20 protein-coding genes are annotated in these 24,189 nt (G+C 66.5%); 13 read left to right on the forward strand and 7 right to left on the reverse strand.

Annotated features, from left to right (window positions below; all coding sequences use genetic code 11):
• Positions 1-3,126, forward strand: coding sequence for a multidrug efflux RND transporter permease subunit SmeE (smeE, locus tag M2299_RS19565; RefSeq protein ID WP_080149814.1), 3,126 nt, complete (start codon positions 1-3; stop codon positions 3,124-3,126).
• A gap of 110 nt (positions 3,127-3,236) precedes the next feature.
• Positions 3,237-4,637 carry a multidrug efflux RND transporter outer membrane subunit SmeF gene (smeF, locus tag M2299_RS19570; RefSeq protein WP_144435806.1) on the forward strand — a complete coding sequence of 467 codons (1,401 nt, stop codon included), beginning with the start codon at positions 3,237-3,239 and terminating at the stop codon, positions 4,635-4,637.
• A 287-nt stretch (positions 4,638-4,924) separates the two neighbouring features.
• On the opposite strand, the gene M2299_RS19575 is transcribed toward smeF, so the two are convergent.
• The 5 genes from M2299_RS19575 to M2299_RS19595 all read right to left on the reverse strand — a co-directional run bounded on the left by M2299_RS19575 (position 4,925) and on the right by M2299_RS19595 (position 7,563).
• Positions 4,925-5,377 (reverse strand): transposase, encoded by a 453-nt coding sequence (locus M2299_RS19575; protein WP_280884861.1) that lies wholly within the window; start codon positions 5,375-5,377, stop codon positions 4,925-4,927.
• A 377-nt stretch (positions 5,378-5,754) separates the two neighbouring features.
• Positions 5,755-6,177, reverse strand: a complete 423-nt coding sequence (locus tag M2299_RS19580; RefSeq protein ID WP_025877275.1) for a low affinity iron permease family protein — start codon at positions 6,175-6,177, stop codon at positions 5,755-5,757.
• 72 nt (positions 6,178-6,249) lie between these two features.
• The gene (locus M2299_RS19585; protein WP_025877273.1) at positions 6,250-6,576 is read right to left on the reverse strand and encodes a hypothetical protein; all 327 of its coding nucleotides are present in this window, start codon (positions 6,574-6,576) and stop codon (positions 6,250-6,252) included.
• Between the two features lie 74 nt (positions 6,577-6,650).
• Positions 6,651-6,911 (reverse strand): hypothetical protein, encoded by a 261-nt coding sequence (locus tag M2299_RS19590; RefSeq protein ID WP_099843707.1) that lies wholly within the window; start codon positions 6,909-6,911, stop codon positions 6,651-6,653.
• A 199-nt stretch (positions 6,912-7,110) separates the two neighbouring features.
• The gene (locus tag M2299_RS19595; RefSeq protein WP_005411083.1) at positions 7,111-7,563 is read right to left on the reverse strand and encodes a nucleoside deaminase; all 453 of its coding nucleotides are present in this window, start codon (positions 7,561-7,563) and stop codon (positions 7,111-7,113) included.
• 80 nt (positions 7,564-7,643) lie between these two features.
• Between M2299_RS19595 and ubiE the strand changes: the two genes are divergently transcribed.
• From ubiE to M2299_RS19620, 5 genes are all read left to right on the forward strand, one after another.
• Positions 7,644-8,405, forward strand: coding sequence for a bifunctional demethylmenaquinone methyltransferase/2-methoxy-6-polyprenyl-1,4-benzoquinol methylase UbiE (ubiE, locus tag M2299_RS19600; RefSeq protein ID WP_032976541.1), 762 nt, complete (start codon positions 7,644-7,646; stop codon positions 8,403-8,405).
• Positions 8,406-8,707: 302 nt separating this feature from the next.
• A complete protein-coding gene (locus M2299_RS19605) occupies positions 8,708-10,636 on the forward strand; it encodes a M1 family metallopeptidase (protein WP_099785440.1) in 1,929 nt (642 codons plus the stop codon).
• Between the two features lie 126 nt (positions 10,637-10,762).
• The gene (locus M2299_RS19610; RefSeq protein WP_223486683.1) at positions 10,763-11,494 is read left to right on the forward strand and encodes a hypothetical protein; all 732 of its coding nucleotides are present in this window, start codon (positions 10,763-10,765) and stop codon (positions 11,492-11,494) included.
• Positions 11,482-12,111, forward strand: a complete 630-nt coding sequence (locus M2299_RS19615) for an HAD family hydrolase (RefSeq protein ID WP_088101948.1) — start codon at positions 11,482-11,484, stop codon at positions 12,109-12,111. Before M2299_RS19610 ends, M2299_RS19615 begins: the two co-directional genes overlap by 13 nt.
• Positions 12,112-12,421: 310 nt before the next feature.
• Positions 12,422-14,395 (forward strand): LTA synthase family protein, encoded by a 1,974-nt coding sequence (locus M2299_RS19620; RefSeq protein ID WP_280884862.1) that lies wholly within the window; start codon positions 12,422-12,424, stop codon positions 14,393-14,395.
• 184 nt (positions 14,396-14,579) lie between these two features.
• On the opposite strand, the gene M2299_RS19625 is transcribed toward M2299_RS19620, so the two are convergent.
• On the reverse strand, positions 14,580-15,518 hold the full coding sequence (locus M2299_RS19625; RefSeq protein ID WP_059065157.1) for a carbohydrate kinase family protein: 939 nt from the start codon (positions 15,516-15,518) through the stop codon (positions 14,580-14,582).
• Positions 15,519-15,800: 282 nt separating this feature from the next.
• Here M2299_RS19625 and M2299_RS19630 point away from each other — a divergent pair, with 282 nt between their 5' ends.
• From M2299_RS19630 to rodA (M2299_RS19650), 5 genes are all read left to right on the forward strand, one after another.
• Positions 15,801-16,847 carry a rod shape-determining protein gene (locus M2299_RS19630; RefSeq protein ID WP_025877255.1) on the forward strand — a complete coding sequence of 349 codons (1,047 nt, stop codon included), beginning with the start codon at positions 15,801-15,803 and terminating at the stop codon, positions 16,845-16,847.
• A gap of 121 nt (positions 16,848-16,968) precedes the next feature.
• A complete protein-coding gene (gene mreC, locus M2299_RS19635; RefSeq protein WP_180831962.1) occupies positions 16,969-18,081 on the forward strand; it encodes a rod shape-determining protein MreC in 1,113 nt (370 codons plus the stop codon).
• The gene (mreD, locus tag M2299_RS19640) at positions 18,078-18,563 is read left to right on the forward strand and encodes a rod shape-determining protein MreD (RefSeq protein WP_025877251.1); all 486 of its coding nucleotides are present in this window, start codon (positions 18,078-18,080) and stop codon (positions 18,561-18,563) included. The genes mreC and mreD overlap by 4 nt, the downstream gene beginning before the upstream one ends.
• 3 nt (positions 18,564-18,566) lie before the next feature.
• Positions 18,567-20,645 (forward strand): penicillin-binding protein 2, encoded by a 2,079-nt coding sequence (gene mrdA / locus M2299_RS19645; RefSeq protein WP_032976538.1) that lies wholly within the window; start codon positions 18,567-18,569, stop codon positions 20,643-20,645.
• Complete coding sequence (gene rodA / locus M2299_RS19650; protein WP_025877247.1) at positions 20,642-21,754, forward strand: rod shape-determining protein RodA; 1,113 nt, start codon at positions 20,642-20,644, stop codon at positions 21,752-21,754. Before mrdA ends, rodA (M2299_RS19650) begins: the two co-directional genes overlap by 4 nt.
• A 311-nt stretch (positions 21,755-22,065) precedes the next feature.
• On the opposite strand, the gene M2299_RS19655 is transcribed toward rodA (M2299_RS19650), so the two are convergent.
• Positions 22,066-22,476 carry a hypothetical protein gene (locus M2299_RS19655; RefSeq protein WP_280884863.1) on the reverse strand — a complete coding sequence of 137 codons (411 nt, stop codon included), beginning with the start codon at positions 22,474-22,476 and terminating at the stop codon, positions 22,066-22,068.
• Positions 22,477-22,899: 423 nt separating this feature from the next.
• Here M2299_RS19655 and rodA (M2299_RS19660) point away from each other — a divergent pair, with 423 nt between their 5' ends.
• The gene (rodA, locus tag M2299_RS19660) at positions 22,900-23,976 is read left to right on the forward strand and encodes a rod shape-determining protein RodA (RefSeq protein WP_280884864.1); all 1,077 of its coding nucleotides are present in this window, start codon (positions 22,900-22,902) and stop codon (positions 23,974-23,976) included.
• Positions 23,977-24,189 lie beyond the last annotated feature (213 nt).

Raw genomic sequence — 24,189 nt, forward strand, 5'->3', positions numbered from 1 at the left:
ATGGCACGTTTCTTCATCGATCGACCCATCTTCGCGTGGGTCATCGCGATCATCATCATGCTCGCCGGCGGCCTGGCCCTGTTCAAGCTGCCGATCTCGATGTACCCCAACGTCGCACCGCCGGCGGTGGAAATCAGCGCCAGCTACCCGGGTGCTTCGGCCAAGGTGGTCGAAGACTCGGTGACGCAGATCATCGAGCAGAACATGAAGGGCCTTGATGGCCTGATCTATTTCTCCTCCAACAGTTCGTCCAATGGCCAGGCCACCATCACCCTGACCTTCGAGAGCGGGACCAACCCCGACATCGCCCAGGTGCAGGTGCAGAACAAGCTGCAGCTGGCGATGCCGCTGCTGCCGCAGGAAGTGCAGCGGCAGGGCATCAACGTGGCCAAGTCCAGCTCGGGCTTCCTGAACGTCATCGCGTTCGTGTCCGAAGACGGCAGCATGGATGCCAACGACATCGCCGACTACGTTGGTTCCAACGTCGTGGACCGTCTCAGCCGCGTTCCGGGCGTGGGCAACATCCAGGTGTTCGGTGGCAAGTACGCCATGCGCATCTGGCTGGACCCGAACAAGCTGCACACCTACGGCATGTCGGTGCCGGAAGTGGTCGCTGCGGTGAAGGCACAGAACGCGCAGGTGGCCATCGGCCAGCTGGGTGGTGCGCCGTCGGTGAAGGGCCAGCAGCTCAACGCCACCATCAACGCGCAGTCGCGCCTGCAGACCCCGGAACAGTTCCGCAACATCATCGTGCGCGGTGCGCAGGACGGTGCCGAACTGCGCCTGGGCGATGTAGCCCGCGTCGAGCTGGGCGCCGAGTCGTACGACTTCGTCACCCGCTACAACGGGCAGCCGGCCAGCGGCCTGGCGGTCACCCTGGCCACCGGCGCCAACGCGCTGGATACCGCTGCCGGTGTTGATGAAACGCTGAAGGAACTGGAAGGCTTCTTCCCGGCCGGCCTGAAGGCCGAGATCCCGTACGACACCACCCCGTTCGTGCGCGTGTCGATCAAGGGCGTGGTGCAGACCCTGCTCGAAGCGATCGTGCTGGTGTTCGTGGTGATGTACCTGTTCCTGCAGAACTTCCGCGCCACCCTGATCCCGACCATCGCCGTGCCGGTGGTGTTGCTGGGTACCTTCGGCGTGCTGTCGGTGCTGGGCTTCTCGGTGAACATGCTGACCATGTTCGCGATGGTGCTGGCCATCGGCCTGCTGGTGGACGATGCCATCGTGGTGGTGGAGAACGTCGAGCGCATCATGTCCGAAGAGGGCTTGTCGCCGCTGGAAGCCACCCGCAAGTCGATGAGCCAGATCACCGGCGCGCTGGTGGGCATCGGCCTGGTGCTGTCGGCGGTGTTCGTGCCGATGGCCTTCATGAGCGGCTCCACCGGCGTGATCTACCGGCAGTTCTCGGCGACGATCGTCTCGGCGATGGCGTTGTCGGTGCTGGTCGCGATCGTGCTGACCCCGGCGCTGTGCGCCACCATGCTCAAGCCGCTGAAGAAGGGTGAGCACCATGTCGCCCACCGCGGGTTCGCCGGTCGCTTCTTCAACGGCTTCAACCGTGGCTTCGACCGCACCAGCGAGAGCTACCAGCGCGGCGTGCGCGGCATCCTGCACCGTCCGTGGCGGTTCATGGGCATCGTGGCCGCGCTGTTCCTGCTGATGGGCGTGCTGTTCGTGCGCCTGCCCAGCTCGTTCCTGCCCAACGAAGACCAGGGCGTGCTGATGGCGCTGGTGCAGGCGCCGGTGGGCGCAACCCAGGAGCGCACGCTGGAATCGATCGCCGCGCTCGAAAAGCACTTCATGGAAAACGAGAAGGGTGCCGTCGAATCGGTGTTCTCGGTGCAGGGCTTCAGCTTCGCCGGCATGGGCCAGAACGCGGGCATGGCCTTCGTCAAGCTGAAGGACTGGAAGGATCGTGACGCCGACAACGGTGTGATGCCGATCACCGGACGTGCGATGGCCGCGCTGGGGCAGATCAAGGATGCCTTCATCTTTGCCTTCCCGCCGCCGGCCATTCCGGAACTGGGTACGGCTTCCGGCTACACCTTCTTCCTGAAGGACAACAGCGGCCAGGGTCACGAGGCATTGCTGGCGGCCCGCAACCAGCTGCTGGGCCTGGCGGCCGGCAGCAAGAAGCTGGCCAACGTGCGACCGAACGGCCAGGAAGACACGCCGCAGTTCCGCATCGATATCGATGTGGCCAAGGCCAGCTCGCTGGGCCTGTCGATCGACCAGGTCAACACCACCCTGGCCACCGCGTGGGGCAGCTCGTACATCGATGACTTCATCGATCGCGGCCGCGTCAAGCGCGTGTTCGTGCAGGCTGACCAGCCGTTCCGCATGGTGCCGGAGGACTTCGATCTCTGGTCGGTGAAGAACGACAAGGGCGAGATGGTTCCGTTCAGCGCCTTCGCCAGCAAGCATTGGGACTACGGCTCGCCGCGCCTGGAACGCTACAACGGCGTGTCGGCTACCGAAATCCAGGGCGAGCCGGCCCCGGGCGTGGCGTCCGGTGATGCCATGGCCGAGATCGAACAGCTGGCCAAGCAGTTGCCGGCGGGCTTCGGCGTCGAGTGGACGGCGATGTCCTACCAGGAGCGCCAGGCGGGCTCGCAGACGCCGCTGCTGTACACCCTGTCGCTGATGATCGTGTTCCTGTGCCTTGCCGCGTTGTATGAAAGCTGGAGCGTGCCGACCTCGGTGCTGCTGGTGGCGCCGCTGGGTATTCTCGGTGCGGTGCTGGCCAACACCTTCCGTGGCATGGAGCGCGACATCTATTTCCAGGTGGCGATGCTGACCACGGTGGGCCTGACCAGCAAGAACGCGATCCTGATCGTCGAGTTCGCCAAGGAGCATCTGGAGAAGGGCGCGGGGCTGATCGAAGCGACGATGCACGCGGTCCGCGACCGTCTGCGCCCGATCATCATGACCTCGCTGGCCTTCGGCATGGGCGTGCTGCCGCTGGCGATCTCCAGCGGTGCCGGCTCCGGCGCCAAGCAGGCGATCGGCACCGGCGTGCTCGGTGGCATGGTGGTCGGCACCGTACTCGGCGTGTTCTTCGTGCCGCTGTTCTTCGTCGTGGTGCAGCGCGTGTTCAAGAAGCGCAACGCCACCAGCTGATTCGAAACGGTAGTGCCGGCCGCTGGCCGGCAGCTGCTGCTCGCTTGATGTGAATCCAATGAGGTTGCCGGCCAGCGGCCGGCACTACCTCCTGCCATCCGGCAGTACCGATGGAAGTCATTCCAATGAAAAGTGCATCTCTGTTCCTCTCCATCGCTGCGGCACTGGCGCTTGCCGGCTGCGGCACCCTGGCGCCGAAGAACACCGCAGTGGCCCCGGCCATTCCGTCGCAGTGGCCGGCTGAAGCCGCGCAAGGCGAAGTGGCCGATGCGGCCGCGGTCGGCTGGCGTGACTTCTTCACCGACGAGCGCCTGCAGCAGGTGATCGGCCAGGCGCTGGACAACAACCGCGACCTGCGCGTGGCCGTGCTCAACGTCGAAAAGGCGCGTGGCCAGTATCGCGTGCAGCGCGCAGACCGGGTGCCGGCCGTGGCCGTGACCGGGCAGATGGACCGCCGCGGTGGCGACGTGCCGGTCACCGAGCAGTTCAGCGCGGGCGTCGGCGTGGCCGAGTTCGAACTGGACCTGTTCGGCCGCGTGCGCAACCTGAGCGAAGCCGCGCTGCAGCAGTACTTCGCTGTAGCCGCCAACCGCCGCAACGCGCAGCTGAGCCTGGTGGCCGAGACCGCCACCGCGTGGTTGACCTACGGTGCCGACGCGCAACAGTTGAAAATCGCCGAAGCCACGGTGAAGACCTATGAGGATTCGCTGCGCCTGGCCGAAGCGCGCCATGAGCGCGGTGGCAGTTCAGGGTTGGAACTGACCCAGACCCGCACCCTGGTGGAAACCGCGCGTACCGATGCCGCACGCCTGCGTGGACAGCTGGCCCAGGACCGCAACGCGCTGGCGCTGCTGGCCGGTGGCCAGCTGGATCCGGCGCTGTTGCCGGACAGCATCGCGCCGCAGGTGCTTGCGTTGGCACCACCGCCGGCTGGCCTGCCCAGCGACGTGCTGCTGCAGCGCCCGGACATCATGGCGGCGGAGCATCAGCTGTTGGCAGCCAATGCCAACATCGGTGCCGCACGCGCTGCCTTCTTCCCCAGCATCTCGCTGACCGGCAGCATCGGCAGTGGCTCGGGTGAATTGTCCGGCCTGTTCGACAGCGGTACGCGGGTGTGGAGCTTCCTGCCGAAGATTACCTTGCCGATCTTCCAGGGCGGCAAGCTGCGCGCGAACCTGGCCGTGGCCAACGCCGACCGCGATATCGCGCTGGCGCAGTACGAAAAGTCGATCCAGAGTGGTTTCCGCGAAACCGCCGATGCGCTGGCATTGAATGTCAGCCTGGATGAACAGGCGGCCTCGCAGCAGCGCCTGGTGGAAGCGGCCGAGCAGGCCAACCGCCTGTCGCAGGCGCGCTATGACGCGGGCCTGGACAGCTTCGTCACCCTGCTGGATGCACGTCGTACCGCCTACAACGCGCAGCAGAGCCAGCTGCAGACACAGCTGGCGCAGCAGGCCAACCGCATCACGCTGTACAAGGTGCTGGGCGGCGGCTGGCACGAGCGCGGGTAAGCCGCTCTGATTCCGGTAGCGCCGGGCCATGCCCGGCGGCTTTCCTGTTCGGTGTTCACAGTGTCTGATGCGTTCCGCACTTGCGGCTAAGCCGCTCCGATTCCGGTAGCGCCGGGCCATGCCCGGCAGCTTTCCTGTTCGGTGTTCACAGTGTCTGATGCGTTCCGCGCTTGCGGCTAAGCCGCTCTGATTCCGGTAGCGCCGGGCCATGCCCGGCGGCTTTCCCGTTCGGTGTTCACGGTGTCTGCTGTGTTCCGCGCTTCGCGCTCGCCGGGCATGGCCCGGCGCTACCGCATCGACCAGCGGCACCACGCAAAGGAATACTCATTCAATTGGCTGGTGAGTCCCGCCCGAATGGGATTGCCCAGGATGTAGAGAGCGTGACGCCTCAAGGCTTCCTCATGACGCACCGCATGGTCAAAGTAGCTGGGCTGCCAAAGCGGTGTATCCACTCCGAACTGTTGCCCCAAGTGTCTGCTGCTGCGTGACTTCACCGTTCCCATCAGTCGGGCAAGTGTTCCACTGCGCAGTTGCACCAGCCAATGGAGATGATCGGGCATGATGACCCAGGCAAACGAGTGGCTCATGCCTGCACGTTCCACGAACCGCAGCGCTTCCAGCAGGCATGCGGCATGGTCGGGGTCTTCGAAAACCCGACGCCGCTGGCGTACGACAGTGCTGAGCACATAGCAGCTATCGACCCGGGAATCGCGGCCACGAGCAAGATGACGACTGGACATGAAGCCAGTCTGTTGGAACAGCGTGTCTGCTGGCATCGGCAATCGCCACTGATTCTTGTGGGGATCCTCCAGTCTGCGCGCTGGTTGAGCGCCATCCGTATGTGCACACTGCGGTAGCGCCGGGCCATGCCCGGCGGCTTTCCCGTTGGGTGTTCACGGTGTCTGCTGCGTTCCGCGCTGCGCGCTCGCCGGGCATGGCCCGGCGCTACCAGAGGGGGAATTCCCGGTAGCGCCGGGCCGTGCCCGGCGGCTTTCCCGTTGGGTGTTCACGGTGTCTGCTGCGTTCCGCGCTGCGCACTCGCCGGGCATGGCCCGGCGCTACCAGAGGGTGGAAATTCCCGGTAGCGCCGGGTCATGCCCGGCGAGCGTTGCTGCCGTCACACCGCTTCGTCGTCGCGCCGCTCGGTGCGGCAGGCGCGTACCCGCGTCAGCGCGTCGCCGGCTTCGCGCGCCATCCTTTCGTACTCGGCGCGGATCTCTTCCAGGCGCTCTTCGTCCAGCTCTTCCAGGTCCAGCAGCTCGTTGTTGGCCTCGGCGGTGGCGCGGATCAGCTCGTCCAGCTTGATCTGCATCGCCGCGGTGTCCGAGTTCTGCGTGTGCTGGATCAGGAACACCATCAGGAAGGTGATGATGGTGGTGCCGGTGTTGATCACCAGCTGCCAGGTGTCGTTGAACTTGAATATGGGGCCACTGATGCCCCACAGCACGACGATCGATACTGCGGCCAGGAAGGTCCACGGCGAGCCGGTGGCGGCCGCGGCCTTCTTGGCGATCGTATTGAACAGGTTCCTTGCGCTCATCGTCATCGTTCCACGGGAATGGCGACGATCATCGGCACATGGCCGTGCAGGTGCCGTGCAGCAGGCGTGGACTCAGGCGCGCAGGCGCGGTGCTTCCTGGCTGCGTACCGGGCTGGCCAGGTAGACGTGCTGCCAGCAGCGTTCGACGAATTCGCGGGCCTGCGCTTCACTCAGGCGCGGCATGATCTGCAGGGCGTACTGGGTCTGGAACAGCTCATCGCGCTGGGCGTTGCTGGCGCGTGGCTGGGTGATCAGCGAATCACAGGCGAACTTGATCCACGGGACATAGGTGCCGAACGAGGTGTGCGCGAGTGCGCCATCGGCGTGCTGGCGGCGCCAGTAATCCAGCTCCGCATCGACATTGATGACAGGGGGAATGGCGGGAACTTCAGCGTGCATGACGATCCAATCGGTTGGAGGTGAAGGGAGTGGGGGCCCATTACAGTGTGGCCCGGGCGGCGGTGCATGCCGCGTCAGCGTGATGTGCAGCCAGCGTGGCGATGGCGCAGCAGCTGTGCGTGTTCAACCGCACCCAGGCGTTCGGCCATGGCGGCCATCGCATTGCACAGGCGCACCAGGTCGCGGGGATGGTCGTGCAGCAGATCCTGCTGCATGTCCTGGTAGGCGCTCCAGAACGGGGCACTGCGCTGGTGCAGTGCGTATTGCTGCTGCAGTCGGCTCCAGATCGCGGCCAGGGCCGGGTCACTGAGAGGACGTACGGCATGCGCTTGCATGGTCGGCTCCAATCCGGGGCGGGGGCCCGGTTGCATTCCACCCTAGACGTCGCTGCGCAGCAGGATGTTAGTGGCGCGTGTTGACCGCACGCAGCTGACTGCGCAGCAGTTCACGTTGAAGCGTGCAGACGCTGCCGGCACAAGGCTGTGCCGGCACTGAAGCGTTCATCAAGGCGGGCTCAACAGCCGTGGCGGATGCTCATTCGCCGATGTCTTCGTTCCAGATTTCCGGATGTTGCGCAATGAAACCGCCAAGCAGGTCCACGCATTCCTGGCTGTCCAGGTCGATCACGTTGACGCCGTTTTCCCGCAGCCAGTCGATGCCGCCCTGGAAAGTGCGCGATTCGCCGACCACCACCGTGCCGATGTTGAACTGCCGCACCAGGCCCGAGCAGTACCAGCACGGGGCCAGGGTCGTGACCATGATGGTGTCCTGGTAGCGGCGCTGGCGGCCGGCCTTGCGGAAGGCGTCGGTCTCGCCATGCACGGACGGGTCGCCTTCCTGCACGCGGCGGTTGTGGCCGCAGCCGAGCAGGCGGCCGTCGTTGTGGTACAGCGCCGCGCCGATCGGCACACCGCCTTCGGCCAGGCCCTGGCGGGCTTCGGCAATGGCGGTCTGCAGCAGGGCCTGGTAGTCGGGCGTGGTGATCATGCGGGGCTCCGGTAGGTCGTGGGGCGCCATGATACGGCCAGCGTTCCCCGCAGGGGCCCGGCGGTGCGATAATCGGGGGCATGAGCGAATCCCCCTACAAATCCGGTACCACCCATTTCGGGTTCCGCGACGTTGACGCCAAGGACAAGCAGAAGCTGGTCGGCCAGGTGTTCACGTCGGTCGCGCGCAACTACGACCTGATGAACGACCTGATGAGCATGGGCGTGCACCGGGCATGGAAGCGCTACTACGTCGCCACCGCGCAGGTGAAGCCGGGTGACCGCGTGCTCGATCTGGCCGGTGGCACCGGCGATATCGCCGCGCTGCTGAAGGAGCGCGTCGGTGCCGAGGGCTCGGTGGTGCTGGGCGACATCAACGCCGGCATGCTGTCGGTCGGCCGTGACCGCCTGACCAACCGCGGCCTGGTGCTGGGCCTGGACTACGTGCAGTGCAACGCCGAGGCCCTGCCGTTCCCGGACAACAGCTTCGACCTGGTGACCATCGCCTTTGGTCTGCGCAACGTGACCGACAAGGACGCCGGCCTGCGCGAGATGTACCGCGTGCTGAAGGTGGGTGGCCAGGCCCGCGTGCTGGAGTTCTCCGAAGTCACCGCCGACTGGTTCAAGCCGATCTACGACTTCCACTCGTTCAAGATCCTGCCGAAGCTGGGCAAGCTGTTCGCCAACGATTCGGACAGCTACCAGTACCTGGCCGAGAGCATCCGCAAGCATCCGCCGCAGGAAGAACTGAAGGCGATGATGGGGCAGGCCGGCTTCGAGCGCTGCCACTACAAGAACCTGACCGGCGGCATCGTCTCGATCCACTCCGGCTACAAGCTGTAAGCCTTGACGGTCGCCGGGCATGGCCCGGCGCTACCACGCAACGTCCCGGCACGGTCCTGGTAGGTGCCAACCTTGGTTGGCACACGCCCGCCCGCGAGCGCTGACCGGTCCGTGCCAACCAAGGTTGGCACCTGCCAGAAGCAGCAAGGTCGGCACGTGGCGCGAGCGATGATGGATCCGTGCCAACCAAGGTTGGCACCTGCCGGGCCATCGCGGGGTCGGCCATTACCCCGCACCGCGCAACGCTTCCCGGCCGGGGGAGAGGTACCATTGGGGTTTGTTCCCCGTAACGGTCCCGATTCATGCGCAATCCGCTGATGCTCCTTCCGCTGGCCGTGGCCCTGGCCGCCGGCTGCTCCCAGGAGGCGGCCGCACCCGCCGCCGCCCCGACTGCCCAGAAGGCTCCCGCCGCCCCCGTGAACGCCGAAAACCGCAGCCACGATGAAAGCTCGTACGCCGAGCCGGACAAGGTCGTCGTCAAGGACATCGCGCTGGACCTGAAGCTGGACTTCGACCAGAAGCAGATCGGCGGCACCGCCACCTACACCCTGGAATGGAAGCAGAAGGACGCCAGGCAGCTGGTGCTGGACACCCGCGAGCTGAGCATCGCCAAGGTCGAAGCGATCGCCGCCGACGGCGCGCGCAGCCCGCTGCAGTTCGTGCTGGCCCCGGCCGACAAGGTGTTCGGCAGCAAGCTGACCATCGAAACCCCGGAACAGCCGGCCAAGGTCGAGGTGACCTACCACACCGCACCGACGGCTTCGGGCCTGCAGTGGCTGGCGCCGTCGATGACCGAGGGCAAGAAGCTGCCCTTCATGTTTAGCCAGTCGCAGGCGATCCACGCCCGTTCCTGGGTACCGTTGCAGGACACCCCGAGCGTGCGCTTCACCTACAGCGCGCACGTGGTCTCGCGCCCGGACGTGATGGTGCTGATGAGCGCCGACAACGATCCCAAGGCCGCGCGTGACGGTGACTACACCTTCAAGATGCCGCAGCCGATTCCGTCCTACCTGCTGGCCATCGCCGCCGGCGACCTGGTGTTCGAGCCGATCTCCGGCCGCTCCGGCGTCTGGGCCGAGCCGACCATGGTCAACAAGGCCGCCAAGGAATTCGAAGACACCGAGAAGATGATCGGTGCCGCCGAGAAGCTGTACGGCGAATACCGCTGGGGCCGCTACGACATGCTGGTGCTGCCGCCGTCGTTCCCGTTCGGCGGCATGGAAAACCCGCGCCTGACCTTCGCCACGCCGACCGTGATCGTCGGCGACAAGTCGCTGGTCTCTTTGGTCGCCCATGAACTGGCGCACAGCTGGTCGGGCAACCTGGTGACCAACGCCAGCTGGAAGGACATCTGGCTCAACGAAGGCTTCACCACCTACGTCCAGGGCCGCATCACCGAAGCCCTGTATGGCAAGGAGATGGCCGAAATGGAAAAGCAGATCGACCAGACTGATCTGCTGGCCGAAGTGAAGGACATGAGCCCGGCCGACCAAGCGTTGGCGCTGCCGCCGCTGAACGAACGTGACCCGGACGAAGCCCTGAGCCAGGTGGCCTACGTCAAGGGTTCGTGGTTCCTGGAATTCCTGGAACAGCGCTTCGGCCGCGAAACCTTCGACCCGTTCCTGCGCGGCTGGTTCGATGACCACGCCTTCCAGAGCGCCAACACCGACCAGTTCGTCGAGTACCTGAAGAAGAACCTGCTGCCGAAGAATCCGTCGGCGGTGACCGAGGCCGAACTGAAGGCGTGGCTGGACGAGCCGGGCATTCCGGCGTTCGCAGCCAAGGCCCAGTCGCGCAATTTCAGCAGCGTCGATACCGCGCGCATCGCCTTCGCCAGCGCCGGCACCGTGCCGAGCAGCCAGGTGATTGCCGAGTGGAGCACCCAGGAGTGGGTCCGCTTCATCGACGGCCTGGGTGCTACCCAGCCGCTGGACAAGCTGGCCACGCTGGACAAGGCGTTCCACTTCACTGGCACCCCGAATGGCGAGATCGCCATGCGCTGGTACCCGCTGACCATCCGCAGCGGCTACGAGCAGGCCAATGAAGCGGCTGCTGCGTTCATCGAGCGTGTCGGCCGTCGCAAGCTGATCCTGCCGATCTACGCTGAACTGGTGAAGACCCCGAAGGGGCTGGAGCTGGCCAAGCAGGCGTTCGAGAAGGCCAAGCCGGGCTACCACCCGATCACCACCGCCTCGGTGCAGGACATGCTGGCCAAGGCTGAAGCCAAGTAAACGGTAGTGCCGGCCGCTGGCCGGCAACCTGATACTGCTTCACCAGCAACGGCGGGGAAACCCGCCGTTGCTGTATCCGCTTTTCGCTGCCGATAGAATCGGGATGCACCCGTAAAGGACTCCGCAATGAAACGACTGATCCTGCTCACCGCCTGTACGCTGGCACTGGCCGCCTGCAGCAACCCCGAGGAAGAGCGCAAGGCGCAGGAGGCCGCTGCGGCCGCCGTGCAGGCGCAGAAGGAAGCCAAGGCCGAGGACGTGGCCAAGCAGTACGACATGGCCGTGGCCGCGCAGGACTGGGAGCGCGCGCGCCTGCATGGTGCCTCGCTGCTGGACCAGTACAAGGACACTGCCGCCGCCGAGCGCATCGCCGCCGGCTTCGACGAGGTCAAGGCCAAGGGCGATGCCGCGCGCGACCTGCGCCGCATGCAGGCGCTGTGGCAGTACAACCAGATTCCGGTCGGCAGCAAGGGCAACCAGGTGTCGGCACAGATCTTCAGCAAGGAGCGGGTGGATGTGGATGGCAGCGGCGCCAAGCCGGTGCAGCTGGTGTTCCGCGACCACCCCGAATGGAAGCGTCATGCCTACCTGGTGCTGCAGGCCGGCGATTTCCGTTGCCCGCAGTGCACGGTGAAGGTCACCGTGGATGACGGCAAGCCGATCTCCATGGCGGCCTGGCGGCCGAAGACCGATGAAGCCATCGCGATGTTCATCACCGACCAGAAAGCGCTGTGGAAGCTGGCGGCCAAGGGCAAGTCGATCAGCATCGAATTCCCGGTCAAGGCCGGTGGCACGCGCACGGCCGTGTTCGAGACCGGTGGTGTGGATGCCAGCCGCATGCCGGCGTGGTGGCGTTGACCGTGCAGGCACCGGCGGCTGCGTCGTCGCTGTCGGCGATCCGCCACTGGGTGTTCGACATGGATGGCACGCTGACCGTGGCGGTGCATGATTTCGCGCGGATCAAGCGCGAACTGGCGATTCCGCAGGAGGATGACATCCTCACCCATCTGGCCGGGTTGCCGGCCGCAGAGGCCAGCGCCAAGCACGCCTGGCTGCTGGCGCACGAGCGTGCGCTGGCCGCTGCTTCCCAGCCGGCAACGGGAGCGGTGGCGCTGGTACGCGCGCTGCAGGGCGCCGGCTGCCGGCTGGGCATCCTGACCCGCAACGTGCGCAGCCTGGCGCAGGTCACCCTGCAGGCGATCGGGCTGGGCGACGTCTTTGCCGAAGACGACATCATCGGCCGCGACGAGGCCGAGCCGAAACCCTCACCGGCCGGCCTGCAGTACTTCCAGCAGCGCTGGCAGGTTGAGCCCGCGCAGGTGGTGATGGTGGGCGATTACCGTTTCGATCTCGAATGCGGCCGCGCGGCGGGCAGCCGCACGCTGCTGGTCAACGCTCCGGACAACCCGTGGCCGGGCATGGCCTGTTGGCACCTGGCCGATTGCGGGGCGGTGCTGGAGCGCTGGGGAGGCTAGCGCGGCGCTCTGCGCGCGCGCTGGCAGGTAGCCAGGGGCCGCACCTGCAGTCAACTGCCGACTGTCATCACAGTGTATTGTGCGCGGTCGGCGGGACGTTCTTCGAATGACCCGCCGGGGCTGAAACGGAGGCGGATGCGGAACCGCCGCCGCTCACTGCCGCAGCCCGATTGAAGCTGAGGTGGATGCTGAGGGTGCCGGCGGGAAGTTTCGCTGCGCTGGTGGTTGTGTCGGGTAACACGTTGTCCGGTGTGGCCCGCTGCCAGGGATGGGGCATGGGTGTCCTTTGCTCCATTTCTGGATTCCTTTCATGCTCCGAGCTGCGTGGGTGTCGCTGTACCGGCGTCTGTGTCCGATTGCCGCCTTCTTCCTGTTTGGCCTGGTCGCCCTGTCGTTGTCCCGGCTGGGGCTGTCGCTGTGGCATGCCGCGCGGGTGAGTGCTGCCGACGGCTGGTCCACGGTGTTGCTGCAGGGGCTGCGGGTGGATGTGTCGACCCTGTGCCTGCTGTACGGCATCCCTGCGGTGCTGGCGCTGCTGTTGCCGCTGGAGGGACGCGTGGGCCGCGCGTGGCGCCATCTGTTGCGGTGGTGGCTGATCCTCGCAAGCGTGCTGCTGGTGTTCATGGAACTGGCCACGCCGAGCTTCATGGCCGAGTACGGCCTGCGCCCCAATCGGCTGTTCCTGGAATACCTGATCTATCCCGAAGAAGTCGGGATGACGCTGCTGCGCGGCCATCTGCTGGCCGTGGTGATCGAAGTTGCCGCTGTGATCGTGCTGTTCTGGGCATTGCTTCGCGGGTCGCGGCGCTGGGTCGGCAACAGCCCGGCGCTCGCAGTCGAAGCCGGATGGCTGTGGCGGCTGCCATTGGCGTTGCTGGTGCTGCTGCTGGCGGCGCTGGGCGTGCGTTCCAGCCTGGGTCATCGGCCCTTGAATCCGGCGCTGGTGGCATTCTCCACCGACCCCACCATCAACGCCTTGCCGCTGAATTCGCTGTACACCGTCGGCTATGCCGCGCGGCAACTGGCGACCCGCAGCGAAACCTCTCGCGTCTACGGTGACCTGCCGCTTGCCGAGGTGGTCAGCGAAGTGCGCGCCAGCAGCGGCCTGCCGGCATCGGCGTACGTCTCCGATGCGTTGCCGAGCCTGGCGCTGCGTCCGCCGCAGTACCAGGGCAAGCCGCGCAATCTGGTGATCGTGCTGGAAGAAAGCCTGGGCGCGCAGTTCATCGGCAGTCTCGGCGGACGACCGTTGTCGCCCAACTACGACCGCCTGAGCAGGCAGGGCTGGGCGTTCGAGCGGCTGTATGCCACCGGTACGCGTTCGGTCCGCGGCATCGAGGCGGTCCTGACCGGGTTCCCGCCGACCCCGGCCGAATCGGTGGTGAAGCTGCCTGCCAGCCGCCAGCGCTTTTTCACCCTGGCCGATGTGCTGGGGCGGCATGGCTACGACACCGGCTTCTACTACGGCGGTGAAAGCCACTTCGACAACATGCGCGAGTTCTTCCTCGCCAATGGCTTCACCCGCATCGTGGACCGCAAGGATTACCGCAAGCCGGCCTTCGTCGGCTCCTGGGGCGCGTCGGACGAGGATCTGTTCGCTCGCGCCGACCAGCAGTTCCGGCAGCTGAAAGCGCAGGGCACGCCGTTCTTCGGCCTGGTGTTCACCTCCAGCAACCACGATCCCTTCGAGTTCCCCGACGGCCGAATCGACCTGTACGAGCAACCGAAGCAGACCCGCGACAACGCCGCCAAGTACGCCGACTACGCGCTGGGCGAGTTCTTCCGCAAGGCGATGGCCTCACCGTACTGGCAGGACACCGTGTTCCTGGTGGTGGCCGACCATGATTCGCGGGTGTTCGGCAAGAACATGGTGCCGATCGGCAACTTCCATATTCCCGGGTTGATCCTTGGCGGCGGCATCGAGGCGCGCCGCGATGCCCGCATCGTCAGCCAGATCGATCTGCCGCCGACGCTGTTGTCATTGCTGGGCATTGCCGATGCCACCCCCACCGTTGGCCAGGACCTGACCGACCTGCAGCGGCTGCAGCCCGGACGCGCGCTGATGCAGTACGACCGCAATCTGGCGTGGATGGAGGGCAACGACGTGGCCATCCTGCAGCCGGACAAGCCAGCGCAGGGCTTCCGCTACGACCCGGCCAGCGACCAGCTGCAGCCGCAGCCGCTGCGGCCGGAACTGGCACGGCGCGCACATGCCTACGCGATGTGGGGCACGCTGGCCTACGAGAAAGAGCTGTACCGCTTGCCGGAGAAGGCCAGGCCCTGAGCCGGAAGGGCGGGGCGGCGATGCGGTGCCGGCCGTTGGCCGGCAGTGCCGACCAAGGTCGACACCTACCAGAGGCATTCCCGCCAGAAGCATTCCCGATAGCGCCTCGGGTGGAGAGCCCCCTTGTTGTTCAAGGGGGCGCGCCGAAGGCGCGGGGATAAGGAGAAATGCGCGGGCAGTTCGTTTACGCGTTCAACGCGTAACCGAACTGCTGCTTGAACTGCTCGTTGAACTCATCGAAGGTGAAGCGCTGGTTCTGGGTGCCCGGGTGCTCGACCTTCAGCGCGCCCATCAGGTTGCCCATGCGGCCGATGGTCAGCCAGTCGAAGCCCTTCTGGATGCCGTAGATCAGGCCGGCGCGGAACGCGTCGCCACAGCCGGTCGGATCGACCACGCGGCGCTCGTGCGCCGGCGGGATGTCGTAGCTCTTTTCCGGGGTGTGGATCACTGCGCCCTTCGGGCCGCGGGTGGTGATGTAGGCCTTGACCCGGCTGACGATCTCCTTTTCGTTCCAGCCGGTGCGTTCCTGCAGCAGGTTCGACTCATAGTCGTTGACCACCACGTAATCGGCCTGCTCGATGAACTCGCGCAGTTCCGGGCCGTTGAACAGCGGCATGGCCTGGCCCGGGTCGAAGATGAACGGCACGCCGTCTTCGTGGAATTCCAGCGCGTTCTGGATCATGCCTTCGCGGCCGTCCGGGCCGACCAGGCCCAGGCTGACGCCCGGCACGTCGCGCACGTGGTTTTCGTAGGAACGCATCATCGCGCCCGGGTGGAAGGCGGTGATCTGGTTGTTGTCGTGGTCGGTGGTGATGAACGCCTGCGGGGTGAACAGCTCATCGATCACGCGCACGCGGGTGAGGTCGATGCCCAGGGCATCGAAGTGCTCGCGGTACGGGCCGAAGTCCGAACCCACCGTGCCCATCGGGATCGGATCGCCACCGAGCAGGTGCAGGTTGTAGGCGATGTTGCCGGCGCAGCCGCCGAACTCGCGGCGCATGCGCGGCACCAGGAAGGACACGTTCAGGATGTGCACCTTGTCCGGCAGGATGTGATTCTTGAACTGGTCCGGGAACACCATGATGGTGTCGAAGGCAAGAGAACCACAGATCAGAGCGGACATCGATGTAAGCCTATGCGGTGAATTTTGGGGGGGGCCTGCCCACTTCGGCAGGCAAGCAAACGGCGCCCTTGGGCGCCCGACGGCGCAAAGGTTACCCGCTGGTGCCGCTCAGGGCCAGAACCGGGTGATGCCCGATCAGGCCGAAAGCCTGTGAAGGCGCGGGTTCAGCTAGTTTTCTCCTTGCTCGGCGGCAGGCAGGTTGCTAGGCTTGTCGACCTCGATTTCTGCCCATTTTTTCGCCATCCCGCGTTGGGCGCGACACCCCTCAGGATCAACTCCCAGATGTTCAAGAAACTGCGCGGCATGTTCTCCAATGACCTGTCCATCGACCTGGGCACGGCCAACACCCTCATCTATGTGCGTGGGCAGGGAATCGTGCTGAACGAGCCGTCCGTGGTCGCTGTGCGCCAGGATCGCGCCATTGGTGGTACCCGGTCGGTGGCAGCCGTTGGCGCCGAGGCCAAGCAGATGCTTGGCCGTACCCCGGGCCACATCACCACCATCCGCCCGATGAAGGACGGTGTCATCGCCGACTTCACCTACACCGAGGCGATGCTCAAGCACTTCATCAAGAAGGTGCACAAGTCGCGCTTCCTGCGCCCGAGCCCGCGCGTGCTGGTCTGCGTGCCGGCCGGCTCGACCCAGGTCGAGCGCCGCGCCATCAAGGAATCGGCCGAGGAGGCCGGTGCCCGTGACGTGTTCCTGATCGAAGAGCCGATGGCGGCTGCGATCGGTGCCGGCATGCCGGTCACCGAGGCCCGTGGCTCGATGGTCATCGATATCGGCGGCGGCACCACTGAAGTGGCGGTGATCTCGCTCAACGGCATCGTCTATTCCGCCTCGGTGCGGATCGGCGGCGACCGCTTCGACGAATCGATCACCAACTACGTGCGCCGCAACCACGGCATGCTGATCGGTGAAGCCACCGCCGAGCGCATCAAGGTCGAACTGGGCTGTGCCTACCCGCAGGCGGAAGCGATCGAGATGGAAATCTCCGGCCGCAACCTCGCCGAGGGCGTGCCGAAGATGATCAAGATCAGCTCCAACGAAGTGCTTGAAGCGCTGCACGAGCCGCTGTCCGGCATTGTCAGCGCGGTCAAGCTGGCACTGGAACAGACCCCGCCGGAACTGTGCGCCGACGTCGCCGAGCGCGGCATCGTGCTGACCGGTGGTGGCGCCCTGCTGCGCGACATGGACCGCCTGATTTCCGAGGAAACCGGTCTGCACGTGCAGGTGGCTGACGACCCGCTGACCTGCGTGGCCCGCGGTGGCGGTCGTGCGCTGGAACTGGTCGACATGCACGGCAACGAGTTCTTTGCGCCGGAATAAGCCGTCCCGGCTGCCTGCGCCCGCAGCGCCCCTCCGGGGTGCGGCCCGCCACATCGGCGGGTCGGCACCGGCGGGGCGCCCGCGTGTTTCCCTTCCGCCTTCTGCCAGTTGAATCGCTGCCGTGCCGCCCTACGCCGGACCTCCCGTCGCTTCCCGATCCGGTGATGCCGCCAGCCCGCTGCGGCTGCTGGCCTATCTCGCACTGGCAATCACCTTGATCGTCCTCGACGACCAGGCTGGCTGGCTGGCGCGTCTGCGCGAGCAGGCCAACAGCCTGGTGCAGCCGGTGTGGGCCCTGGCCGGCCTGCCCGGCAAGCTCGGCGGCCAGGTGCGCGACACCGCCGCCAGCCACGGCCAGCTGGTGACCGAGAACCGCGAGCTGCGCAACCAGCTGCTGCTGGCCAACGCCCGCCTGACCCGCCTGCAGACCGCCGCACTGGACAACGCGCAGCTGCGCGAACTGCTGAACGTGGCCGAGCGCAGTGGCCTGGACGTGCAGCTGGCGCCGATCCTGGACATCGACCTGGACCCGGTCAAACAGCGCCTGGTGCTGGACGCTGGCAGCCGCGAAGGCGTGCACGTCGGCCAGGCGGTGATCGATTCCGGCGGCCTGATGGGCCAGGTGATCAGCGTGACCGCGGGCAGCTCCACCGTGCTGTTGCTGACCGACCCCGACCACGCGGTGCCGGTGACCGTGGCCCGCAATGGCGTGCGCCTGATCGTCTACGGCCGCGGCGACAAGCTGGAACTGCGCGACATCCCGCTCAGCGCCGGCGTGGAAGTGGGCGATGAGATCGTCACGTCCGGTCTAGGTGGCCGCTTCCCGGCCGGATTCCCGGTCGGCACCATCACCGGGCTGCGCCCGGACGATACCCATGCCTTCCTGGTGGGCGAACTGAAACCGGCCGCGCAGCTTGATCGCGGCCGCGACGTGCTGCTGCTGCGCCCTGGCGCTGCGATCCGCATTCCGCCGAACCTGCGCCTGCAGATGGAACAGGCCGCTCCCGGTGGCCCGGCCGATGCCCCGGCGCTGCCGACCGGCCCCGCGCCTGCAGCAACGCAGGCTACCCCGGTAGTGCCGGCCGCTGGCCGGCAGCCGTCCTCGTCTGCGACGAGCCCGTCCGGCCTCGCGCCTTCGACGACGCAGCCCTCCACGGTAGTGCCGGCCGCTGGCCGGCAACCGCAGCAAACTCAACCGCAGCCCACCCAACCGCAGCCGGAGGCGCAGCGATGAGCCGCCTTCGCGACAACCGCTGGGTGCTGCCGGCCAGCCTGGTGGTGGCCCTGCTGCTGGGCCTGCTGCCGTTGCCCGCGCTGCTGCAGCCGCTGCGTCCATATTGGCTCGCACTGGTGCTGGCCTACTGGGTCATCGAAGCGCCCGAGCGCGTCGGCCTCGGCATCGCCTTCGCCAGCGGCGTCGTCGCCGACCTGCTGTATGGCGGGGTGCTGGGCGAGCAGGCGCTGCGGCTGGTGATGCTGGCCTTCATCCTGCAGCGTTTCCGCGCGCGCATCCGCTTTTTCCCGATGTCGCAGCAGATGCTGGCCATCGGCGGCCTGCTGTTCAACGATCGCATCGTCAGCGCGCTGGTCCATATCCTGGTGGGCGAGCCGACCCTGCCGTGGTCGTACTGGTGGGCACCGTTGCTGGGCATGGGCCTGTGGCCGCTGGTGTTCGTACTGCTGGACGCGGTGCGCTTCGGCAAGCGCGGGCGCTGAGCCATGCTGCCGCGCCGCCAGGTCAAGAATCCGCACGCCGAAGCCGAACAGTTCCGGCGCCGTGCGGCGTTGGGCTTCTTCGGCGTGCTGGTCTGCCTGCTGGGCCTGGGCGGCTGGTACTTCAAGCTGCAGGTGCTGGACCACGACATCTACGCCACCCGATCCGAAGCCAACCGCATCAAGCCGCGGCCGGTGGTGCCCGGGCGCGGCATGATCTATGACCGCAATGGTCGGTTGCTGGCCGAGAACGTGCCGGCGTTCCGCCTGGATGTGACCCCGGACAAGGTCAAGGACATGGACGCCACCCTGGAAGGACTGGCGAAGATCATCCAGATCAGTCCGGAAGAGCTGGAAGCGTTCAACAAGTCGCGCAAGGCGCGCCGCAAGTTCCTGCCGGTCACGCTGAAGCTGCGCATGAGCGATGAGGAAATGGCGCGCTTCGCGGTGGACCGCTGGCGCTTTCCCGGCGTCGAGCTGGAACCGTACCTGACCCGTCGCTATCCCTATGGCGACCTGTTCGCGCACATCATCGGCTACGTCGGCCGGGTCGACGACAAGGACCTGGAGATCCTCGGCGAGGGCAATGCCGCGCTGACCCACATCGGCAAGTCCGGCCTGGAGCGTTATTACGAGCAGGAACTGCGCGGCAAGGTCGGCTACGAGCAGGTCGAGACCAACGTGCAGGGCCGCGCGATCCGCACCATCGGCCGTGTCGCTGCGCAATCCGGCGCCGACCTGCGGCTGTCGATCGACGCCGACCTGCAGCGGGCGATGGTGGCTGCCTTCGGTGATCAGGAAGGCTCGGCCGTGGCGATGGACCCGCGTACCGGTGAAGTGCTGGCGATGGTCAGCCTGCCGTCCTACGACCCGAACCTGTTCGTCAACGGCATCTCGCATGCCGATTTCAAGGCGCTGAACGACAACCCGTCGCGCCCGCAGTTCAATCGCCTGGTACTCGGCGGCGTTGCCCCCGGTTCGACCCTGAAGCCGCTGATCGGCCTGGCCGGCCTCGATTCGGGCGTTCGCCGTCCGGAGGACAAGGTGCTGTCAACCGGCATGTTCTACCTGCCGGGCACCTCGCGTGGCTGGGGTGATTCACATCGTGGTGGTCACGGCTGGACCGATCTGCGCAAGTCCATCGCGCAGTCGGTCAATACCTACTACTACCGGCTGGCATTGGACCTGGGCATCGAGCGGTTCGACCATTACATGGAGTACTACGGCTTCGGCCAGCCGACCGGCATCGATCTGACCGGCGAGATCTCCGGCATCCTGCCGTCGCCGGCCTACAAGCGGAAGAGCCGCAAGGAAGCCTGGTATCCCGGCGACACGGTGAACATCAGCATCGGCCAGGGCGACTGGAAGGTCACCCCGTTGCAGCTGGCCCGTGGTGTCAGCGGCCTGGCCAATGGCCAGCTGCGCACGCCGCATCTGGTGATGCAGCAGCGTGCTGGTTTCGACAGCGACTGGGTGGCGGCGGAGCCCGGCCCGAGCAAGCCGGTCAGCCCCAACCCGAACAATCTCCAGGCCGTGCGCGAAGGCATGATGGCCACCATGCTTCCCGGCGGCAGCGCCGCACGCATGGCGGCCGGCGCGCCGTACACGATGGCGGGCAAGACAGGCACGGCACAGGTCGTCAGCCGCAAGGGCACGGCCGCGGTCAATCCCAGAAGCCTGCCGATGCACCTGCGCCACCGTGCGCTGTTCGTCGGCTTCGCGCCGGCCGAGCAGCCGGTGATCGCGCTGGCCATCGCCGTGGAAGGCGGCGGTTACGGCGGCGCGGCGGCCGCACCGATCGCGCGCAAGATCTTCGATGCCTGGCTGCTGGGCAAGATGCCTGAAGGCATGCAGCCGCTGGACAGCGAACGCGGCACCACCGCCATCGGCATCACCGCCTTCGACAATGAGGACGTGAACGCGCGCCCGGCCGGCGACGCCGCCGCCGCCGAGCTGGGCGAGCACCCGGTGCTGATCGGCATGCCCGCACCGCCACCGGCGCCGGCACCGGTTCCGGGTTCGCCATCTGCTGCGGCGTTGCCCGTCGGTCCTCGCCCGACCGTCGCGGCGGAGGCCAGCCGATGAGCGCCTTCCTGCGCTGGGCCGGGGAAATGCTGCAGCGGTTCTTCAGCAGCCTCGACTGGCTGCTGTGCCTGGCCCTGGGCGCGCTGATGGTGATCGGCCTGGCGACGTTGAAGAGTGCTGGCGGCGATGGCCTGGTGATGGCGCAGGGCGTGCGTTTTGCCGTGGGTCTGGCGGCGATGTGGGGCATTTCGCGGGCGCCGATCCTGCGCATCCGCTCGGCCACGCCACTGATCTACGCCATCTCGATGATCCCGTTGCTGGCGGTGTTCGCGCTGGGAACGGGAAAATACGGCCGGCAGTGGCTGGACCTCAAGTTCTTCTACCTGCAGCCGGCCGAACTGCTCAAGGTCAGCCTGCCGATGATGGTGGCCTGGTACCTGCACAAGATGCCGCTGCCGCCGCGCTTCAACACGGTGCTGGTGGCGATGGTGATCATCGGTGTGCCGACCGGGCTGGTGATGCTGCAGCCGGACTTCGGCACCGGCGTGCTGATCGCCGCCAGTGGTGTGTTCGTGCTGCTGCTGGCGGGCCTGCCGTGGTGGTGGGTGGGGCTGGGCGTGGGCGGCGTGGCAGCGGTGGCGCCGGTCGCCTGGTTCTGGTTGCTGCGGCCGTACCAGAAGGACCGCATCATGATGTTCCTCGACCCGGAAATGGATGCGCTGGGCGCGGGCTGGAACATCATCCAGTCGAAGATCGCCATTGGTTCCGGCGGTTTCGACGGCAAGGGCTGGGGCGAAGGCTCGCAGTCGCACCTGAATTTCATTCCCGAGCAGACCACCGACTTCGCGTTTTCGGTGCTGAGCGAGGAGTTCGGCTGGATCGGCGTGGCGCTGGTGCTGACGTTGTACCTGGTGGTGATCGGGCGCTGCCTGTGGATCGCCAGCCAGTCGCGCGATTCGTACTCGCGCCTGCTGGCCGGTGCCACGGGTCTGGCGTTCTTCGTCTATGTACTGGTGAACGGCGGGATGATTTCCGGCCTGCTGCCGGTGGTGGGTGTGCCGATGCCGTTGATCAGTTACGGCGGTACGTCGGCGGTGTCGCTGCTGGCGGGGTTCGGGTTGGTGATGGCGGTGCGTCGTCACAATCCGGTGCATGGCGGTTACGGGTAGTTTCCAGCCATCGGCGCAGCCCCTCGTGGGTGGTTGCTGAAAGCAACAGCCGTGGTTGGCCGGGCGGGGTGGATTCGCGGGGGACGCCGTGAACCCATCCCTGGGGGCTTGGCCGCGGCATCCATGCCGCGGACACCCCCGCGAACCCACCCCGCCCGGCCTCTGACAGTTTCCTGCGGTGGCCACCCACGCAAAGAGAAATAAAGCAGAGCAGAAGCGGGTCGCTTCGCTCTTTGTAGTGCCGAGCCATGCTCGGCTCAGGGCCGGCATGCGCTGTACGAGAGGCAGGCGAGGGCACAGCGACGTGCGCATTACGCGGCCTGCAACTGCACATCCACGTATTCCGACAGGCCTCGGCAGGCCAGCAGCAGACCTTCGCGGGCGTCGTCACCCAGTTGCTGCGCGTCGTCACCGTCCACGCGCACGCGTTCGCTGGCGTGCAGCAGTTCCAGCAGGAAGGTCAGCCCGGCATTGGCGCGGTCGATGCGCGCCATCGCCATGCACTGCGCCTGCGTTCGCCCTTTGCTCGGCCACGGCTGGCCATCTGCCGCTTCCACCTGGCGGATGCGCTGCAGGCAGTCCAGCAGGGTAGGGCCGCCCGGCGCGTTGGCGGCCTGCGTTGCAGTGAGCGTGGTTTCCAGCGCGCGGGCGATGTCATGCGGCAGCTGGTGAGCAGCCTCGCCCAGCGTGGCGAACAGGTACGGGTAGGTGGAAGCGGACATGGCGGGGTCCTCGTGCGGTCGGCAAGGGCCACCCCGCGTGGAGGCGAGGGTGGCAGGCGATGCGTGGCTCCAATACCGGTGATAGACGCTGGAACGCCGGCGGGCACGAGGCCCTCCACGCACCGCCCGCCAAAGACGCACGGACGGATTGCCAGCCGACGCCGCTCAACAAGGAAGAAGCGACGCCGGCTGGCAAGCGTAAACAACGCATCTATCAAACGGGATTGGAGTCCCGTGCCACCCGTTGTCGGTGGCCGCACATGATGTGCACGGGGCCCTTGCGGCTCCAATCAGAATTGTTTGAAACCCGAAAAATCCGGGCGCCCAAGACAGTTGTCGCCGAAGGAGTCGATAGCGTCAAACAGCGCTGACAGCTTCGCGAAAGCGCCGGTTGCTACCGTGCCGCGGGTGAAATGGAAACGAATGCTTGGTGGCTGCCGTGAGGCGCTGCGCACGATCGATCTGCCGTTGCTGATCGCGTTGTTGATCCTCATGGGCGCAGGCCTGGCGGTGCTGCACAGCGTGAACGGGCCGGTGCACGGGCAGGCGATGCGCTTTGCCGGTGGCCTGGCAGCGATGTGGCTGCTGTCGCGGGCTTCGCTGCTGCGCCTGCGCGCGTGGACGCCGGCGATCTATGCACTGTCGATGCTGCCGTTGATGGCGGTGTACGTGATCGGCACCGGCAAATACGGGCAGCGCTGGCTCAACCTCGGCGTGTTCTACCTGCAGCCTTCGGAACTGCTCAAGCTCAGCCTGCCGTTGATGATGGCCTGGTATCTGCACCGCCAGCCGCTGCCGCCATCGCCGCGCACGGTGCTGACGGCCGCAGTACTGATCGGGGTGCCAGCGCTGCTGATCCTGATGCAACCCAATCTCGGTACCGCCACCCTGGTCACCGCCAGCGGCGTGTTCGCCCTGCTGCTGGCGGGCCTGCAGTGGCGCTGGGTGGTGGCCGGGCTGGGCGCGGTGTCGGTGGCTGCGCCGTTGGCCTGGTTCGGGCTGCTGCGGCAATACCAGAAGAATCGCGTGCTGACCTTCCTGGATCCGGCTGCCGATCCGTTGGGTACCGGCTGGAACATCCTGCAATCGCGCATCGCCATCGGCTCCGGTGGCATGCAGGGGCGCGGCTGGGGCCATGGCACACAGGCCACGCTGGATTTCCTGCCCGAGTACACCACCGATTTCGCGTTCTCGGTGCTTGCCGAGGAATTCGGCTGGATTGGCGTGGTGGTGGTGTTCGCGCTGTATCTGTTCGTGGTCGGGCGTTGCCTGTCGATCGCGGTGCAGGCACGCGACACGCACGCGCGGTTGTTGGCTGGGAGCCTCGGCCTGGCGTTCTTCGTGTACGTGCTGGTCAACGGCGGGATGATTTCCGGATTGCTGCCGGTGGTGGGCATTCCGATGCCGTTGATCAGTTATGGCGGCACCTCGGCGGTGTCGTTGCTGGCGGGGATCGGGCTGGTGATGGCGGTGCGGGGGCATCGGCCGGTGCACGCGTAGGTTTCCAGCCAACGCCGCAGCCCCTCGTGGGTGGGGGCGGGTGGGTCGTGGAAAGCTGGATTGCTGAGGGCTGGCCGGGCGGGTGGATAGTGCGGGGACGCCGTGAACCCATCCTTGGGGGCTTGGCCGCGGCATCCATGCCGCGGACACCCCGCACTACCCACCCGCCCGGCCCCAGTCAGGGTACAGCAGCGTCCCCCCACGCCACCATAA

It is taken from the genome of Stenotrophomonas sp. 1278, assembly GCF_029892765.1.
Classification (GTDB): Bacteria; Pseudomonadota; Gammaproteobacteria; order Xanthomonadales; family Xanthomonadaceae; genus Stenotrophomonas; species Stenotrophomonas indicatrix.